This is a genomic window from Pseudooceanicola sp. NS-SX9 (genome assembly GCF_057380705.1).
Genome location: NZ_CM170818.1, coordinates 917330 through 934420, shown reverse-complemented (window position 1 = coordinate 934420; position 17091 = coordinate 917330). Strand labels below are relative to the sequence as shown.

Below are 17091 nucleotides of genomic sequence, written 5' to 3'. Positions count from 1 at the left end.
GGCGAGGATGGGCGGGGGAAAGCCCCCCGCCCCAAGCCTCAGATCTTCAGGCCTGCTTCGCGGGCCGCGTCTGCCAGGGCCTTGATCGAGCCGTGGAACAGGAAACCGCCACGGTCGAAATAGGCTTCTTCCACACCGGCTTTCTTGGCGCGCTCGGCAATCGCCGCACCGACCTTTGCAGCCGCTTCGACGTTGTTTTTGCCGACGAAGCCCAGGTCTTTCTCCAGCGAGGAGGCAGAAGCCAGGGTGACACCGTTGACGTCGTCGATCAGCTGGACGCTGATGTTCTTGTTCGAACGGTGAACCGAGAGACGCATACGACCGGCGTTGACCGACCGCAGCTTGTTCCGAACGCGCATACGGCGCTTCAGAAACAGGGTACGTTTGCTGGTAGCCATTTTTGCGTTCCTTACTTCTTCTTACCTTCCTTACGGAAGATGAACTCGCCTTTGTACTTGATCCCTTTGCCCTTGTAGGGCTCGGGACGGCGCCATTCGCGGATGTTGGCCGCGACCTGACCGACGAGTTGCGGATCGATGCCCTCGATGATCACTTCGGTGGGCTTCGGGGTGGTGACGGTGACGCCAGCCGGAACCGCGAAGTCCACGTCGTGCGAGTAGCCCAGGTTCAGCTTCAGGGTGCTGCCCTGTGCTGCAGCCCGGTAACCCACACCGGTGATCTCAAGCTCGCGCTTGAAGCCGGTGGTCACGCCCTGCACCAGGTTCGCAACCATCGAGCGGGACATGCCCCACTGCTGACGGGCGCGCTTGGAGGTGCCGCGGGGGGTGATGGCAACCGACGATTCGCCGATTTCGATCGTCACGTCATCCGTCGCGGTGAAAGTCAGGGTGCCTTTCGGGCCCTTCATTTCAATGGTCTGACCGGTCAGCGTCGCGGTGACGCCGGCGGGCAGCTCGACCGGTTTCTTACCAATACGAGACATTCCAGACCTCCTTAGAAGACGGTGCAGAGAACTTCGCCGCCAACGTTCTGGCTACGAGCTGCTGCATCCGACATCACGCCTTTCGACGTGGAGACAATCGACACACCCAGGCCCTGACGGACTTGCGGGATGTCATCGCGGCCCATGTACACACGACGGCCGGGCGTGGAAACACGCTTCAGCTCGCGAATGACGGGGGCGCCTTCGTAGTATTTCAGGCCGATTTCCAGGGTCGGGTGACCGTTGGCATCGGTGCCTTTTTCGTAGCCGCGGATGTAGCCTTCGTCAGCCAGAACATCCAGGACCCATGCGCGCAGCTTCGAAGCGGGGGTCGACACGGTCGACTTGCCACGCATGGAGGCGTTGCGGATACGGGTGAGCATATCGCCGATGGGATCGTTCATCTCGTATCTCTCCTTACCAGCTCGACTTGACCAGGCCAGGGATCTGGCCGTTGGAGCCGAGTTGACGCAGCATGATCCGCGAAACCTTCAGCTTACGGTAGTAAGCGTGGGGACGGCCGGTCAGCTGGCAACGGTTGTGCAGACGGGTCGCGGACGAGTTCCGCGGCAGTTCGGCCAGCTTCATGGTAGCGCGGAAACGCTCTTCCATCGGCTTGGCCTGGTCGTAGATGACCTCTTTCAGGGCAGCGCGTTTGGCGGCGTGCTGGGCAACCAGCTTCGCACGTTTTTTCTCGCGCTCGATCATGGATTTTTTAGCCATTGGTAACTCCCTCGCGCGATCAGCTGTTGAAGGGCATGTTGAATGCTTTCAACAGCGCCTTGGCTTCTGCGTCGGATTTCGCGGTGGTGGCGATGACGATATCGAGGCCCCAGACTTCATCGACCTTGTCGAAGTTGATCTCGGGGAAAACGATGTGTTCCTTGATGCCCATGGCATAGTTGCCACGGCCGTCGAACGACTTGCCGGGCACGCCGCGGAAGTCGCGGATGCGGGGCATTGCAACCGTGATCAGACGGTCAAGGAATTCGTACATGCGGTCGCCGCGGAGGGTGACCTTGGCGCCGAGCGGCATGTCTTCACGGACGCGGAAGCCTGCAATGGACTTCTTCGCCTTGGTGACGACAGCTTTCTGGCCGGCGATCGTGCTCAGGTCTTCCTGGGCCGACTTCGCCTTCTTGGAATCGCGAACAGCTTCTGCACCGCAGCCGATGTTCAGGACGATCTTGTCCAGGCGCGGGATCTGCATGTCGTTCTTATACGCGAACTCTTCTTTCAGAGCAGCGCGGATCGTCTCGACATACTGAGCCTTCAGACGCGGGGTGTAGTTCGAGGTATCAAGCATCGATCACGTCCCCCGTGGTCTTCGCAAAGCGGACCTTCTTGCCGTCTTCAATCTTGAAGCCGACGCGGGTTGCCTTGCCGTTTGCATCGACGAACGCGAGGTTCGACAGCGCGATCGGCATGGCTTTGGCCAGGCGGCCGCCCTGCGAGGTCTGGGTCTGGCGGGTGTGGCGCAGAGCCATGTTCAGGCCTTCGACGACGGCCTTGCCGGCCTTGGGATCGACGAGGGTGATTTCACCCGTCTTGCCCTTGTCTTTGCCGGTCAGAACGATGACCTTGTCACCTTTTTTCAGTTTCGCAGCCATCAGAGCACCTCCGGCGCCAGCGAAATGATTTTCATGAAGTTCTTGGCGCGCAGCTCGCGAACAACCGGGCCGAAGATACGCGTACCGACGGGCTCGTTGTTGTTGTTCAGGATGACGGCGGCGTTGCGATCAAAGCGGATCGCGGTGCCATCTTCACGACGGACTTCCTTGGCGGTGCGAACGACAACGGCCTTGCGGACGTCACCCTTCTTCACGCGACCGCGCGGAATGGCTTCCTTGACGGAGACGACGATGATGTCGCCCACCGACGCATAGCGACGGTGCGAGCCACCCAGGACCTTGATGCACTGAACTCGGCGAGCGCCGGAGTTGTCAGCGACATCCAGATTGGTCTGCATCTGGATCATGTGGTTTCTCCCGACCTATGGCCCCGGGATGATCAACCCGAAGCCGCGGTTTCGATTGAACCGAGACGTGTTGCCCGGCTGCTGAATGGAAGGGCGTTACCGCCCTGCCCCCATCAGCTGGCGATCACTTCCCAGCGTTTGGTCTTCGACTTGGGTGCGCATTCCTGAATGCGGACCTCATCACCTTTTTTGAAGGTGTTGTTCTCATCGTGAGCCCGGTACTTCTTGGACTTACGGATGGTCTTCTTCAGAACCGGGTGCGTGAAACGACGTTCCACGACGACGGTGACGGTCTGAGCGTTGGCGTCAGAGGAGACGACGCCTTGAAGGATACGTTTGGGCATCGAAAAGCTCCTTATTCAGCAGCTGCGGCAGCAGCTTTTTCGTTCAGAACGGTGAGAACGCGGGCGGCCTGACGGCGGGCCTTGCGGATCTCGGCAGCGTTCTCGAGCTGGCCGGTGGCCTGCTGGAAACGAAGGTTGAATTGGGCTTTTTTCAGCTCGACCAGCTCATCGCGAAGCTGGTCCGGAGTCTTCTCACGAAGCTCTTTGGCGCTCATGGCGCTTCCTTTCCTTCCTGGCACCGGGAGGCCCCTTTGGGGGTGACCTGCGAATCCGGTGGGTTATGTCAGAACAATGAGCGCTCCCAATACACGGGGAATCCCCACCGGTCAACAGGGGAAAGGCGTGCCTCAGCCCATATTTTCAAGGCTCGGCGCGGGCTCGGTCCGGGTGCCGGATTCGTGCCGCAGCGCGGCCACCAGGGCCTCGCTCAGGGGGGCCACATGGGGGTTGCGACGGGTGATCGCCTCGTAGACCTCGGGGGCATCGTCGGCCACCATGGCGAAGGCCTCCATCATCAGCTCGTAGCTGCGGGTGCGGATGGCGGGCTGCGGCCCCAGCCGCGCCATGGCATGGGCCAGAAGATGCGTCAGCCCCTGGCTGAGCGCCGCCTGACGGTCGTGCTCCTCGGGGGTGGCGCGCAACAGCCGCAGCCCGTGACGCGCCCGCAGGAAGGCCGCCACGCGCCGCCAGCGGGTCCCCCGCAGCGGGCACAGCACCATCTGGCAGCCCCTCAGCCCGCGCGCCGCACTGGCGGGGCCGAACATCGGATGGGTCGCCAGCGCCTCCACCCCCTCGGGCAGCAGCGCCCGCAGCAGCCGGGCGGGCTCCTCCTTGACCGAGCAGGTCTCGATCACCAGCTGACCGGGGCGCAGATGCGGGCCGAGGTCGCGCAGGACGCGCTCCAGCAGCGGCACCGGCACGGCCAGCAAAACGATGCCGGCACGCGCCGCGGCCTCGGGCGGCAACACGGTCGCCCCCAGGGCCCGCGCCCGCGCCTGGGCGGCAGGATCGGGATCGCAGACCACCACCGGCATGTCCGGCAGCAGGCTGCGCGCCACCAGCTGACCGAAGGCACCAAAGCCAAACAGCGCCACGGCGCGGGAAATCTCGGGGAAGGAAGTAACGGACATGTCCTGATCCTGGGAAGGAGATAAGGCCAGGGTCCGGGTATCGGGGGATCGTTCGACCGCTGGCAGGGAAGGCAGCGGGAACGGGAAGACGCGACCGCTGATCAGCTCAGCGGATAATACCGTGCGAAAAGGGGGCGGCGGGTCAACGTCATGACGCCTGCCTACGCCCGCCGCGCCCCCGGGTCAAGCCTCAGCCGTTGCTGGCCTGATGCATCTGCTCGGCGAATTCCCGGCGCAGCTTCTTGCGGGCCTGGGCGGCGCGCTCGCGCTGTTCCTCCTCGGCGGTCAGCACGTCCAGACGCGGCACCGGCACCGGCGTGCCGCCCTCATCCACCGCCACCATGGTGAAGTAGCACGAGTTGGTATGCCGCGACTTGCCCGAGCGGATCTCCTGCGCCTCGACGCGGATGCCGATCTCCATCGAGGTCCGCCCGGCATGGTTGACGCTGGCGCGGAACGTCACCAGCTCACCCACGTTGATCGGCTCCTTGAAGGTCACCTGATCCACCGACAGCGTGACGGCATAATGCTGCGAGAACCGCGAAGCGCAGGAAAACGCCACCCGGTCCAGCAGGTTCAGCAGGGCGCCGCCATGCACCTTGCCGCTGAAATTCGCCATGTCGGGCGTCATCAGAACCGTCATTTCCAGCTTGCGGTGATCCATCCTGGGGCACTCCTTGGGGGTCTTGTCAAACCGCAGTAAGACACCGGATGCGGCGCGCCTTCCAGTACCGGAATGCGCAACATAGCGGCCTTGCACGCACCGCAACCGGGTAAGCCGTCAGTTCCAGGAATAGTTGAAGCTGACGCTGATGCGGTCGTCCTCGGACTGGTTCATCGGCACCTCATGGCGCAGCCAGCTTTCCCACAGCAGCACGTCGCCCACCTCGGGTGCCACGTAGACAAAGCTCTTCAGCTCCTCTCGGGCGCCCTTCACCCGGGTCGGCGCCGCCATCATCATCGGCAGCCGCGGGTCCTCCAGCTTCAGCGCCGAGGCCCCGTCGGGCATCGCCACATAGGTCGTCCCCGAAATCACCGAATGCGGATGGATATGGCTGGAATGGGTGCCGCCTTCGGGCAGGATGTTGATCCACAGATCCTCAAGCTTCAGCTCGCGCTCGCCCAGGTCAAACTCCAGATCCTTCGCAAAGGCCATGACATGCTGGTCGATCAGCTTGACCACCTCGGCAAAGATCGGGAACCGCCAGGCCAGGTCGGTCAGCGACGCATAGGAGGTATAGCCCGGATAGCCGTTCTCCTCGCACCATTCCTGGCCCGCCTCGTCATCCTCAGCGATGGAATAGCACGATGCCTCCAGCTCATCGGCATCGATCACCGCGCCGGACAGGTCCAGCTTGGCGCGGTAGAGACGGGTGGCAAACAGCGAACGGATATCGGCGGACATGGCGGACCTCGGTCACGAAAGGGTTTCCGCGCCCCAATACCCCGCGCCCCCGCGCGGCGAAAGCCCCCATCCCGCCGCACCTCTCCCGTTCATTTGCATCAAACCAGTGAAAACCTGCTCATGCTACGACGGAGATGCAAGTCATCGCGTTGTTCCGTCTTCAAGGACCACCGCCTCGGCAAAGACGCCGTGGGTATCCAGTCCAATGATGCGCATTGCGCACTCCTCCTGTCAGCCAGGAGGGAGCAGGCGGGCACGCGGCATTGACAGATCCGTGCTCAGCGCCACATCCGGGCGCGCCTCAGGGGACACCATATAACGGCACGGGCTCGCGGCCCACTGTTGTCGCCCGGTTTGCCCTCACTCACGTGCTCCCGATGCCCCCCCAAGCCCCGGATGCCAACACGATAGCAGATCCTGGGCCACCGGCACCGCCATCACTTCGACTGCCTTCAACACGCGACCCTCCTCATGGGGGACTGGATCAGCTTTCTACAACAACCTCCGCCCTCACCAGGCTCTTGCCATGCCCACGCCGGCCGAGGCTTTCAGATGAGCAGATTCAGATGGGCCAAGACACATTTTCTTGTTCGAAATACCTCGGGGGTGAATTGAGCCCGTCCCGGGCTCAAGAGGGGGCAGCGCCCCCTGCCCCCGCCCGAACGGAAAACCCCCGCCGGTTGCCCGACGGGGGTTTCGATATCCAGGCTGGGCGGCGGAACCGCCCGACCCGATTACCAGTCTTCGCGGACCACGATGCGGGTCTTGATCGGCAGTTTCATCGACGCCAGGCGCAGGGCCTCGCGGGCGATGTCTTCTGCGACGCCGTCGATCTCGAACATGACGCGGCCGGGTTTGACCTTGCATGCCCAGTAGTCAACGGAACCCTTACCTTTACCCATACGAACTTCGGTGGGCTTCGAGGTGACGGGAACGTCGGGGAAGATACGGATCCAGACACGACCCTGGCGCTTCATGTGACGCGTCAGGGCACGACGAGCAGCCTCGATCTGGCGCGCGGTGACGCGCTCGGGCTGGGTCGCCTTCAGGCCGAAGGTACCGAAGTTCAGGTCGGAGCCACCTTTGGCCTCGCCCTTGATCCGGCCCTTGAACTGCTTGCGGAACTTCGTGCGTTTCGGTTGAAGCATCTTTCTGTCTCCTTACCGGTCGCGATCGCCGCGGCGGTTGCCGCCTGCACCACGCGGAGCCGGACCGTCCTGCAGTTCCTGTGCCTTGCGGTCACGGGCCTGCGGATCGTGCTCCATGATCTCGCCCTTGAAGATCCAGGTCTTGATCCCGATGATCCCGTAGGGAGTGGTGGCTTCGACATGCGCGTAGTCGATGTCGGCACGCAGGGTGTGCAGCGGCACGCGGCCTTCACGGTACCATTCGGTACGCGCGATCTCTGCACCGCCCAGACGGCCGGACACGTTGACGCGGATGCCCAGGGCGCCCATGCGCATTGCGTTCTGCACGGCGCGCTTCATGGCACGACGGAAGGACACGCGGCGCTCCAGCTGCTGAGCGATCGACTCGCCCACCAGCTGCGAGTCGAGCTCGGGCTTGCGGACTTCGACGATGTTCAGGTGCAGCTCGCTGTCGGTCATCTTGGCCAGCTTCTTGCGAAGCACCTCGATGTCCGCGCCTTTCTTGCCGATGATCACGCCCGGACGTGCGGTGTGGATGGTCACACGGCACTTCTTGTGGGGGCGCTCGATGATCACGCGGGCAACGCCGGCGGCCTTGCACTCAGTCTTGATGAATTCACGGATCTTGATGTCTTCCAGAAGAAGATCACCGTAATCCTTGCTGTCGGCGTACCAACGCGAATCCCAGGTGCGGTTGACCTGGAGGCGCATGCCGATCGGATTGACCTTGTTACCCATTAGGCTTGCTCCTCGACCTGACGCACCTTGATGGTGATTTCCGAGAACGGCTTCATGATCTTGCCGTAACGACCACGTGCCCGCGGACGGCCACGTTTCATCACCAGGTTCTTGCCGACGAAGGCTTCTGCAACGATCAGATCGTCGACGTCGAGACCATGGTTGTTCTCAGCGTTGGCGATGGCCGACTGCAGGCACTTCTTGACGTCCTGGGCCACACGCTTGTTCGAGAAGGTGAGGTCGTTCAGGGCGCGATCGACTTTCTTGCCACGGATCAGGGCCGCGACAAGGTTCAGCTTCTGCGGGCTGGTGCGAAGCATGCGCAGTTTTGCCATTGCTTCATTGTCAGCCACGCGGCGGGGATTCTTTTCCTGACCCATGACTTACTTCCGCTTCGCTTTCTTGTCGGCAGCGTGCCCGTAGTAGGTACGGGTCGGCGAGTATTCACCGAACTTCTGACCGATCATGTCCTCGGTGACGTTGACGGGGATGTGCTTCTGGCCGTTGTAGACGCCGAAGGTCAGACCCACGAACTGGGGCAGGATCGTCGAGCGGCGCGACCAGATCTTGATGACTTCATTACGGCCGGATTCGCGAGCCGCTTCCGCCTTCTTCAGGACGTAAGCGTCAACGAAGGGGCCTTTCCAAACAGAACGTGCCATAGGTTAGCGACCCTTCTTCTTCGCATGACGGCTACGGATGATGTACTTGTCCGTTGCCTTGTTATGCCGGGTTTTTGCGCCCTTGGTGGGTTTACCCCAGGGGGTAACCGGGTGACGGCCACCGGAGGTACGGCCTTCACCACCACCATGGGGGTGGTCGATCGGGTTCATGACGACACCACGGACCGACGGACGGATGCCCTTGTGGCGCATACGACCGGCTTTACCGTAGTTCTGGTTGGAGTTGTCGGGGTTCGACACGGCACCGACGGTGGCCATGCATTCCTGACGAACCATCCGCAGTTCCCCGGAGGAAAGGCGGATCTGAGCGTAGCCACCGTCGCGGCCGACGAACTGGGCATAGGTGCCAGCTGCGCGTGCGATCTGGCCGCCCTTGCCGGGCTTCAGCTCGATGTTGTGGACGATCGTGCCGATCGGCATGCCCGAGAAGGGCATTGCGTTACCGGGCTTGATGTCTGCCTTGGCGGCAGCCACGACCTTGTCGCCGACAGCCAGACGCTGCGGTGCCAGGATGTAGGCTTTTTCGCCATCGACGTATTGGATCAGGGCGATGAAGGCGGTCCGGTTCGGGTCGTATTCGATCCGCAGGACGATGCCTTCAACGTCGAACTTCGTGCGTTTGAAATCGACGATCCGGTAGAGACGCTTCGCGCCACCGCCACGGCGGCGAGAGGTGATCCGTCCGGTGTTGTTCCGGCCACCCGACTTCGTCAGACCCTCGGTGAGGGCTTTGACGGGGCGACCTTTGTACAGCTCCGAACGGTCGATCAGCACCAGCCCGCGCTGGCCCGGCGTCGTCGGTTTGTACGACTTGAGTGCCATGCTTTCTGTCTTCCGTTTAGCAAGCGCGACCTCAAAGCAGGAGGCCGCTATGGAAGGGTATTTGCCGGACGGCCGGAAAACCGCCGCTGACAGACTACCCGTGTTATAGGGCCCCGAAGGTCCCCAGGCTCAATACTCACAGGCCCCGGAGCGAATCCGGGGCCTGTGGGATTGGGCGCGTATAGCAGCCCCGCTACGTAGCGTCCAGCCTTCAGTTGCCCCTTCCGGCCTTTCCGGAACTGGCATGCAGCGCCCCCGATTGCCCCCTAGCGAACCGGTTGCCCGGATCCGGTCAAAGGTACCGAAAAGGACCGGCCCATCGGCATTTCCAGGGCCTGGCATCAGGCCCACGAGCATACAATCCTGGGGTGATTTCAGCGAATGACAACACGGGAGACGACATGAAGGGACGCAGCGCAATTGCCATGGCCATGGCCCTGCTGACAGCAGCCTGTGGCCAGCAGGAGATCAATACATTCGACAATCTGACCGTCAGCACCGCGAATGACGGCTGGTGGTCAAAGCCGATCAATCTCAGCTATCCACACCAAACCCGGATCCTCGCCATCAATGGCAAACTGCCCGTCCCCGCGGTCGGTTCGCCATGCTGGGCCAGCAGCAACCGGCCCGCGAACGCCCTGATATGCTTCGCAACTCCGCCGGCAACGGGCACCGAGGTGCTGCGGCGCACATACCCGTATGAAGGCGGCACCGAGCGATTGCTGGCGGTCAAGACCAACCTCCAGGCCCTCAGCGCCAATCTGGTCGCCGTGACCGCTGCCGCTACGGCGGCCGACAATGCAAAGACCGTCGCGGCCACGCAGACCATCACGTCAGACCTGAAGGGCCTTCTGGCAACGGCCGCCAGCGAGAATATCTTCGTCTTCCGCTGGACAAGCACGTCCAAGGCGGGGGCGAGCGGAAATGCCGGAGACATCATCGGCCTGCAGTCAGCCGGCGAAAAGGCGCAAAGCGGCGTCGTCATCGTGGGCGGGCTGGAAACATCCCAACTGCTGATCGACCCGGGAACCTATGGAAGCACCCTGACCGCCCTGCCCGCCGGGACAAAGATCGCCACCCTGACCATGAGCACCAAGAACCTGGTCTATTTCGCCGATAGCAATGTCTCGGCTGCGATTGCCGCGGCGATCAAAGGCTCGGTCAAGACTGCGACGTCAATCGGCGCGGAAACAGAGATTGCCCTGGACGCCTATGCGCAAATGGCCCGGGCCAACGAAAACCAGGGCAGCTTCGGCAGTCCGGACGGCGAAATGATCCCCCTGCCCCAGGCACAGAAAGAGGCCCTCAGCACACAGATCTTCTATGCCACCATGACCGATGCCGCGTCCCTGCGGGACAGGCTGGCGAAACGCTGACCCCCGAATGCAACAGGGCCCCCCGGAAACCGGAGGGCCCTGCCGCTACTTGATGCGTCCGCCGATCAGAGACCGGTGGAGACGTCGATCGTGTTGCCCTCTTCGAGCGTCACGTAGGCTTTCTTGACGTCCTTGCGCTTGCCCAGCATGCCGCGGAAACGCTTGACCTTGCCCTTGGTGATGGTCGTGTTCACGGCCTTCACCTTGACGTTGAACAGGGTCTCGACGGCTTCCTTGATCTGCGGCTTGTTGGCTTCGATCGACACTTCGAAAACCACGGCATTGGCTTCGGAAGCCATGGTGGATTTCTCGGTGATGATCGGCTTGCGGATCACGTCGTAATGTTCTGCCTTGGCGGTCATTTCAGGCGAGCCTCCAGAGCTTCGACAGCCGACTTCGTGAGCACCAGGGTGTCACGCTTCAGGATGTCGTACACGTTTGCACCGATCGACGGCAGGATATCCAGACCATCGATGTTGGCAGCGGCGCGGGCAAAGCCCTCGTTGACGGCTGCGCCGTCGATCACGAGTGCGCGCTTCCAGCCCAGGTTCTTGACCTGTTTCGCCAGAGCGTTGGTCTTGCCTTCCGACTCGGCGTTCTCGATGATCACGAGAGCACCGGCCTTGGCCTTGGCCGACAGCGCGTGCTTGAGGCCCAGAGCGCGGAATTTCTTCGTCAGCTCATGCTCGTGCGAACGCGGGGTCGGGCCCTTGTAGACACCACCCTTGCGGAAGATCGGCGCCTTGCGGGAACCGTGACGTGCGCCACCGGTGCCCTTCTGGCGGTAGATCTTCTTGGTCGAGTAGGAGACCTCGGACTTCGTCAGGACCTTGTGGGTACCCTGCTGCAGCTTTGCACGCTGCCAGCGGACCACGCGGTGCAGGATGTCTGCACGGGGTTCCAGGCCGAAGATCGCGTCGTCGAGATCGACGGAATCGGCAGCGGAGCCGTCCAGTTTGATCACGTCGAGTTTCATTCTTGGCCTTCCTTCTGCTCGGCCGCGGGCGCTTCAACAGCGGCGGCGGTTTTCAGAGCTGCCGGCAGAACCGCGTTCTCGGGGAACGGCTTCTTGACGGCATCCTTGACGGTGACCCAGCCACCCTTGGAGCCGGGGACGGCGCCCTTGATGAAGACCAGGCCGCGCTCTGCGTCGGTCTTGACGACCTGCAGGTTTTGCGTGGTCACGCGGACGGCACCCATGTGGCCTGCCATCTTCTTGCCCTTGAACACCTTGCCCGGGTCCTGGCACTGGCCGGTCGAACCGTGCGAACGGTGCGAGATCGACACACCGTGCGAGGCGCGCAGACCGCCGAAGTTGTGGCGCTTCATGCCACCGGCAAAGCCTTTACCGATCGAGGTACCGGCGACGTCGACGTACTGACCTGCGAAGTAGTGGTCAGCGGAGATTTCCGCGCCAACTTCGATCAGTGCTTCGGGGTCGACGCGGAATTCGGCGACCTTGCGCTTGGGCTCGACGTTTGCAGCGGCGAAGTGGCCGCGCATGGCTTTCGAGGTGCGTTTTGCCTTGGCAGTGCCGGCGCCCAGCTGGACGGCGGTGTAGCCATTGGCGTCGACGGTGCGCTGAGCAACAACCTGCAGGTTGTCGAGTTGCAGCACGGTCACGGGGATCTGCTTGCCGTCTTCCATGAAGAGACGGGTCATGCCGACCTTTTTAGCGATGATACCGGAACGCAGCATATCCGTTGCCTCCCTTACACCTTGATCTCGACGTCGACACCGGCGGCCAGGTCGAGCTTCATCAGCGCGTCCACGGTCTGCGGGGTCGGGTCGACGATGTCGAGCAGACGCTTGTGCGTACGGATCTCGAACTGATCGCGGGATTTCTTGTCGATGTGAGGACCACGGAGAACCGTGAACTTCTCGATCTTGTTGGGCAGCGGGATCGGGCCACGGACCTGAGCGCCGGTGCGCTTGGCCGTGTTGAGGATTTCCTGGGTGCTGGCATCCAGCACGCGGTAATCAAATGCCTTCAGCCGGATGCGAATGGTTTGGCTCATTGTGTCAGCCTTTCGCGGCGTAGGAGTTGATAGGACGAACAGAGCTCACCTCTGTCCCTCGTCGAACCCAGCGGCGGACCCTAGGGGCAACCCGCCGTCTTGGAATTGGCGCGGGATACTCGGGACGGACGCAGTTGTCCAGCCCCTAATTTCCCTTTCTGCGGGATGAGAGACGGCCGGGTTTCCCCGGCCGTTCCAACCCGTTTCGGGTGACCTGTCAGGGCCCCTTGCGGCGCCCTGGCGGGGATCACTCGAGGATTTTCGAGACGACGCCCGAACCGACGGTGCGGCCGCCTTCACGGATAGCGAAGCGCAGCTTCTCTTCCATGGCGATCGGCGCGATCAGCTCGACGGTGAACTTCAGGTTGTCGCCGGGCATGACCATCTCGGTGCCTTCGGGCAGCTGGACGGTGCCGGTGACGTCGGTCGTGCGGAAGTAGAACTGCGGACGGTAGTTCGCGAAGAACGGCGTGTGACGGCCGCCTTCTTCCTTCGTCAGGATGTAGGCTTCGGCTTCGAACTTGGTGTGGGGCTTCACGGAGCCGGGCTTGCACAGCACCTGGCCACGTTCCACGCCTTCACGGTCGATGCCGCGCAGCAGGGCGCCGATGTTGTCGCCTGCTTCCCCACGGTCCAGCAGCTTGCGGAACATTTCCACGCCGGTGCAGGTGGTTTTCTTGGTGGCCTTGATGCCGACGATTTCGAGTTCGTCGCCAACGTTGACCACACCACGTTCCACGCGGCCGGTGACCACGGTGCCGCGGCCCGAGATCGAGAACACGTCTTCGATCGGCATCAGGAAGGGCTGGTCGATCGCACGTGCGGGCTGGGGGATGTACGCGTCAACGGCGGCCATCAGCTCGCGGATCTTGTCTTCGCCGATGTTGGCGTCACGGCCTTCCAGCGCGGCCAGAGCCGAGCCTGCGATGACGGGGATGTCGTCGCCGGGGAAGTCGTAGGTCGACAGCAGTTCGCGGATTTCCATCTCGACGAGCTCCAGGAGCTCTTCGTCGTCGACCTGGTCCACTTTGTTCATGAACACGACCATGGCGGGGATACCCACCTGACGGCCCAGCAGGATGTGTTCGCGGGTCTGCGGCATCGGGCCGTCAGCTGCGTTCACCACCAGGATCGCGCCGTCCATCTGGGCAGCACCGGTGATCATGTTCTTCACATAGTCGGCGTGGCCGGGGCAGTCGACGTGTGCGTAGTGACGGGCTTCGGTCTCGTATTCCACGTGTGCGGTCGAGATCGTGATGCCACGTGCTTTTTCTTCGGGCGCGCCGTCGATCTGGTCGTAGGCTTTGAATTCACCGAAGTATTTGGTGATTGCAGCCGTCAGAGTGGTCTTGCCGTGGTCGACGTGACCGATGGTGCCGATGTTGCAGTGCGGTTTGCCGCGCGCGAACTTTTCCTTTGCCATGATGGCCTCCTTGCATTGGCGGTCGGCGGGCATTGGGCCCGCCAAGCGTGGAATGCCGGCGGGGTCTCCCCCGCCTGGCGGTTATGCGTATTTCGCCTGGATCTCGTCCGAGATGTTCGACGGCACCGGATCGTAGTGGTCGAACTGCATCGTGAACTGCGCGCGGCCCGAGGACATGGAGCGCAGGTTGTTGATGTAGCCGAACATGTTCGCCAGCGGGACGAAGGCCTGGATCGCAACGGCGTTGCCGCGGTTGTCCTGACCGGACACCTGGCCACGACGCGACGTCAGGTCGCCGATGATCGAACCGGTGTATTCTTCCGGGGTCACGACCTCGACCTTCATCATCGGTTCCAGCAGCTTCGCACCGGCCTTGCGCAGACCTTCACGCATGCACATACGCGCAGCGATCTCGAATGCCAGGACCGAGGAGTCGACGTCGTGGAACTTACCGTCGATCAGCGCGACCTTGAAGTCGATCACTGGGAAGCCTGCCAGCGGACCGGAGTCCATGACCGACTTGATGCCCTTTTCGACGCCGGGGATGTATTCCTTCGGAACCGAACCACCAACGATCTTCGACGCGAACGAGTAGCCTTCGCCAGGCTCGGTCGGGGTGATGACCAGCTTGACTTCTGCGTACTGACCCGAACCACCCGACTGTTTCTTGTGGGTGTAGGTGTGCTCGATCTCGTGGCCGATCGTTTCGCGGTAGGCCACCTGCGGCGCACCGATGTTCGCCTCGACCTTGAATTCGCGCTTCAGACGGTCGACGAGGATGTCGAGGTGAAGTTCGCCCATGCCCTTCATGATCGTCTGACCGGACTCGAGGTCGGTCTCGACGCGGAAGGAGGGGTCTTCAGCCGCCAGACGCTGCAGGCCTGCAGACATCTTTTCCTGGTCGTTCTTGGTCTTCGGCTCGATCGCGATCTCGATCACCGGCTCCGGGAAGGTCATGGTTTCCAGAACCACCGGGTTGGCGGCATCGCACAGCGTGTCACCCGTGGTGGTTTCTTTCAGACCTGCCAGTGCGATGATGTCGCCTGCAAAGGCTTCCTCGATCTCCTCGCGGTTGATCGCGTGCATCATCATCATCCGGCCGACGCGTTCGCGCTTGCCCTTCGTCGAGTTCATCATCGTGTCGCCCTTTTTCAGGACGCCCGAGTAGAGACGCGTGAAGGTCAGCGAGCCGACGAACGGGTCGTTCATGATCTTGAAGGCCAGGCCGGCGAAGGGCTGTGCGTCATCTGCCGAACGGGCAATGTTACGAACTTCTTCTTCGTCGCCGGGCTTGAAGCCCATGTACGCGGGAACGTCGAGCGGACCCGGCAGGAAGTCGATCACGGCGTTCAGCAGGGGCTGCACGCCCTTGTTCTTGAAGGCCGAGCCAGCCAGGACGGGCACGAACGACAGCGTCAGGCAGCCCTTGCGGATCAGCGACCGCAGGGTGTCGATGTCGGGCTCGTTGCCTTCCAGGTATGCTTCCATGGCCGCGTCGTCCATTTCGACGGCGTTCTCGATCATGGTTGCGCGCCATTCATCGGCCAGGTCCTGCAGGTCCTCGCGGATCGGCTGACGCACCCAGGCAGCGCCCAGGTCTTCACCCTTCCACACCCACTCTTCCATGGTGATGAGGTCGATGATGCCTTCCAGCTTGTCTTCCGCGCCGATGGGCAGAGCCACCGGAACCGGGGTCGCGCCGGTACGGTCCTTGATCATCTTCACGCAGTTGAAGAAGTCAGCACCGATCTTGTCCATCTTGTTGACGAACACGATCCGCGGAACTTTGTAACGGTCGGCCTGGCGCCAGACGGTTTCCGTCTGGGGCTCAACACCGGCGTTACCGTCAAGAAGGCAGACCGCGCCGTCAAGAACGGCCAGCGAGCGCTCGACTTCGATGGTGAAGTCGACGTGTCCGGGGGTGTCGATGATGTTGAAGCGGAACTTCGTCTCATCGGTCCCTTCGAGCGTCGGATCTTCCTGGCGCTGCCAGAAAGTGGTCGTGGCAGCCGAGGTGATCGTGATGCCGCGTTCCTGCTCCTGCTCCATCCAGTCCATGGTAGCGGCGCCGTCGTGGACTTCGCCGATCTTGTGGGACTTGCCGGTGTAGTAGAGGATACGCTCGGTCGTCGTGGTCTTGCCAGCATCGATGTGAGCCATGATGCCGAAGTTACGATACCGGGTCAGCGGATATGCGCGTGCCATTGGGCCTGCCTTCCTGAAAGATTACCAGCGGTAATGGCTGAACGCTTTGTTCGCGTCGGCCATCTTGTGGGTGTCTTCACGCTTCTTGACAGCGGAACCACGCGAGTTCACGGCGTCGAGCAGCTCGCCTGCGAGGCGCTCTTCCATCGTGTTCTCGTTGCGGTTGCGCGAAGCGTTGATCAGCCAGCGGATCGCCAGGGCTTCACGACGCTCGGGACGCACTTCGACGGGCACCTGGTAGGTGGCACCACCGACGCGGCGCGAACGCACTTCGACGGACGGTTTGATGTTGTCCAGAGCCTCGTGGAAGATTTCCACGGGGGCGCGCTTGACCTTGGATTCGATCCGGTCGAGGGCGTTGTAGACGATTTTCTCTGCGACCGACTTTTTGCCGTCGATCATCAGGTTGTTCATGAACTTGGTCAGCACGCGATCGCCATACTTGGCGTCGGGCAGGACTTCGCGCTTTTCGGCGGCGTGACGGCGAGACATCTGTGTATCCTCTTACTTCGGACGCTTCGCGCCGTACTTGGAGCGGCGCTGCTTACGATCTTTGACGCCATGGGTATCCAGCACACCGCGCAGGATGTGGTAACGGACACCCGGAAGGTCTTTCACACGGCCGCCGCGGATCAGGACAACGGAGTGTTCCTGAAGGTTGTGCGATTCACCGGGGATGTAGGAGATCACCTCGAAGCCATTGGTCAGGCGGACCTTGGCAACTTTCCGCATTGCGGAGTTCGGCTTCTTCGGGGTCGTGGTGTAGACGCGGGTGCAAACGCCGCGTTTCTGCGGGCATTGCTCCAGGTGCATCGACTTCGAGCGTTTTACTTTGGGCTGCCGCGGCTTGCGGATCAGCTGCTGGATCGTAGGCATAG

Annotated in this window: 26 protein-coding genes; 1 reads left to right on the top strand and 25 read right to left on the bottom strand. The window is 62.2% G+C overall.

Annotated elements, in window-relative coordinates:
* Positions 1-38 precede the first annotated feature (38 nt).
* The 17 genes from rplR to rplB all read right to left on the bottom strand — a co-directional run bounded on the left by rplR (position 39) and on the right by rplB (position 9191).
* Positions 39-398: a 50S ribosomal protein L18 gene (rplR, locus tag AC2ITM_RS04460; protein ID WP_486468621.1), complete on the bottom strand. Its 360-nt coding sequence runs from the start codon at positions 396-398 to the stop codon at positions 39-41.
* Between the two features lie 11 nt (positions 399-409).
* Positions 410-943, bottom strand: a complete 534-nt coding sequence (rplF, locus tag AC2ITM_RS04455; RefSeq protein WP_486468620.1) for a 50S ribosomal protein L6 — start codon at positions 941-943, stop codon at positions 410-412.
* 11 nt (positions 944-954) lie between these two features.
* Positions 955-1347 (bottom strand): 30S ribosomal protein S8, encoded by a 393-nt coding sequence (rpsH, locus tag AC2ITM_RS04450; RefSeq protein WP_486468619.1) that lies wholly within the window; start codon positions 1345-1347, stop codon positions 955-957.
* A 13-nt stretch (positions 1348-1360) separates the two neighbouring features.
* Entirely contained in the window at positions 1361-1666 is a 306-nt protein-coding gene (rpsN, locus tag AC2ITM_RS04445) for a 30S ribosomal protein S14 (RefSeq protein ID WP_486468618.1), read from the bottom strand.
* A gap of 19 nt (positions 1667-1685) precedes the next feature.
* Entirely contained in the window at positions 1686-2249 is a 564-nt protein-coding gene (rplE, locus tag AC2ITM_RS04440) for a 50S ribosomal protein L5 (RefSeq protein WP_486468617.1), read from the bottom strand.
* Positions 2242-2553, bottom strand: coding sequence for a 50S ribosomal protein L24 (rplX, locus tag AC2ITM_RS04435; RefSeq protein WP_486468616.1), 312 nt, complete (start codon positions 2551-2553; stop codon positions 2242-2244). The genes rplE and rplX overlap by 8 nt, the downstream gene beginning before the upstream one ends.
* A complete protein-coding gene (gene rplN, locus AC2ITM_RS04430) occupies positions 2553-2921 on the bottom strand; it encodes a 50S ribosomal protein L14 (protein WP_009574016.1) in 369 nt (122 codons plus the stop codon). Before rplN ends, rplX begins: the two co-directional genes overlap by 1 nt.
* A gap of 113 nt (positions 2922-3034) precedes the next feature.
* Entirely contained in the window at positions 3035-3265 is a 231-nt protein-coding gene (rpsQ, locus tag AC2ITM_RS04425) for a 30S ribosomal protein S17 (protein ID WP_160892451.1), read from the bottom strand.
* A gap of 11 nt (positions 3266-3276) precedes the next feature.
* On the bottom strand, positions 3277-3480 hold the full coding sequence (rpmC, locus tag AC2ITM_RS04420) for a 50S ribosomal protein L29 (RefSeq protein ID WP_486468615.1): 204 nt from the start codon (positions 3478-3480) through the stop codon (positions 3277-3279).
* Between the two features lie 132 nt (positions 3481-3612).
* Positions 3613-4395, bottom strand: coding sequence for a prephenate dehydrogenase/arogenate dehydrogenase family protein (locus AC2ITM_RS04415; protein ID WP_486468614.1), 783 nt, complete (start codon positions 4393-4395; stop codon positions 3613-3615).
* A gap of 190 nt (positions 4396-4585) precedes the next feature.
* Entirely contained in the window at positions 4586-5059 is a 474-nt protein-coding gene (locus AC2ITM_RS04410) for an acyl-CoA thioesterase (protein WP_486468613.1), read from the bottom strand.
* Positions 5060-5176: 117 nt separating this feature from the next.
* Positions 5177-5800, bottom strand: a complete 624-nt coding sequence (locus AC2ITM_RS04405; protein WP_486468612.1) for a 2OG-Fe(II) oxygenase family protein — start codon at positions 5798-5800, stop codon at positions 5177-5179.
* Positions 5801-6534: 734 nt separating this feature from the next.
* The gene (gene rplP, locus AC2ITM_RS04400) at positions 6535-6948 is read right to left on the bottom strand and encodes a 50S ribosomal protein L16 (RefSeq protein WP_486468611.1); all 414 of its coding nucleotides are present in this window, start codon (positions 6946-6948) and stop codon (positions 6535-6537) included.
* 12 nt (positions 6949-6960) lie between these two features.
* Positions 6961-7686: a 30S ribosomal protein S3 gene (gene rpsC / locus AC2ITM_RS04395; protein WP_486468610.1), complete on the bottom strand. Its 726-nt coding sequence runs from the start codon at positions 7684-7686 to the stop codon at positions 6961-6963.
* Positions 7686-8066, bottom strand: a complete 381-nt coding sequence (gene rplV / locus AC2ITM_RS04390; RefSeq protein ID WP_486468609.1) for a 50S ribosomal protein L22 — start codon at positions 8064-8066, stop codon at positions 7686-7688. The genes rpsC and rplV overlap by 1 nt, the downstream gene beginning before the upstream one ends.
* Positions 8067-8069: 3 nt before the next feature.
* A complete protein-coding gene (rpsS, locus tag AC2ITM_RS04385) occupies positions 8070-8348 on the bottom strand; it encodes a 30S ribosomal protein S19 (RefSeq protein ID WP_160892467.1) in 279 nt (92 codons plus the stop codon).
* Positions 8349-8351: 3 nt separating this feature from the next.
* Positions 8352-9191, bottom strand: a complete 840-nt coding sequence (gene rplB, locus AC2ITM_RS04380; RefSeq protein WP_486468608.1) for a 50S ribosomal protein L2 — start codon at positions 9189-9191, stop codon at positions 8352-8354.
* 401 nt (positions 9192-9592) lie between these two features.
* On the opposite strand from rplB, the gene AC2ITM_RS04375 reads away from it, so the two are divergent.
* Positions 9593-10567, top strand: a complete 975-nt coding sequence (locus AC2ITM_RS04375) for a hypothetical protein (protein ID WP_486468607.1) — start codon at positions 9593-9595, stop codon at positions 10565-10567.
* A gap of 65 nt (positions 10568-10632) precedes the next feature.
* Here AC2ITM_RS04375 and AC2ITM_RS04370 read toward each other — a convergent pair whose 3' ends face one another.
* From AC2ITM_RS04370 to rpsL, 8 genes are all read right to left on the bottom strand, one after another.
* Positions 10633-10929 (bottom strand): 50S ribosomal protein L23, encoded by a 297-nt coding sequence (locus AC2ITM_RS04370; protein ID WP_486468606.1) that lies wholly within the window; start codon positions 10927-10929, stop codon positions 10633-10635.
* The gene (gene rplD / locus AC2ITM_RS04365) at positions 10926-11543 is read right to left on the bottom strand and encodes a 50S ribosomal protein L4 (RefSeq protein ID WP_486468605.1); all 618 of its coding nucleotides are present in this window, start codon (positions 11541-11543) and stop codon (positions 10926-10928) included. The genes AC2ITM_RS04370 and rplD overlap by 4 nt, the downstream gene beginning before the upstream one ends.
* The gene (gene rplC, locus AC2ITM_RS04360) at positions 11540-12265 is read right to left on the bottom strand and encodes a 50S ribosomal protein L3 (protein ID WP_486468604.1); all 726 of its coding nucleotides are present in this window, start codon (positions 12263-12265) and stop codon (positions 11540-11542) included. The genes rplD and rplC overlap by 4 nt, the downstream gene beginning before the upstream one ends.
* 14 nt (positions 12266-12279) lie before the next feature.
* Positions 12280-12585 (bottom strand): 30S ribosomal protein S10, encoded by a 306-nt coding sequence (gene rpsJ, locus AC2ITM_RS04355; protein ID WP_486468603.1) that lies wholly within the window; start codon positions 12583-12585, stop codon positions 12280-12282.
* Positions 12586-12832: 247 nt separating this feature from the next.
* Complete coding sequence (tuf, locus tag AC2ITM_RS04350) at positions 12833-14008, bottom strand: elongation factor Tu (protein ID WP_486468588.1); 1176 nt, start codon at positions 14006-14008, stop codon at positions 12833-12835.
* A gap of 81 nt (positions 14009-14089) precedes the next feature.
* Positions 14090-16213 carry an elongation factor G gene (fusA, locus tag AC2ITM_RS04345; protein ID WP_486468602.1) on the bottom strand — a complete coding sequence of 708 codons (2124 nt, stop codon included), beginning with the start codon at positions 16211-16213 and terminating at the stop codon, positions 14090-14092.
* 21 nt (positions 16214-16234) lie between these two features.
* Positions 16235-16705, bottom strand: coding sequence for a 30S ribosomal protein S7 (rpsG, locus tag AC2ITM_RS04340; RefSeq protein WP_486468601.1), 471 nt, complete (start codon positions 16703-16705; stop codon positions 16235-16237).
* 12 nt (positions 16706-16717) lie between these two features.
* On the bottom strand, positions 16718-17089 hold the full coding sequence (rpsL, locus tag AC2ITM_RS04335) for a 30S ribosomal protein S12 (protein ID WP_160897199.1): 372 nt from the start codon (positions 17087-17089) through the stop codon (positions 16718-16720).
* Positions 17090-17091: the final 2 nt, after the last annotated feature.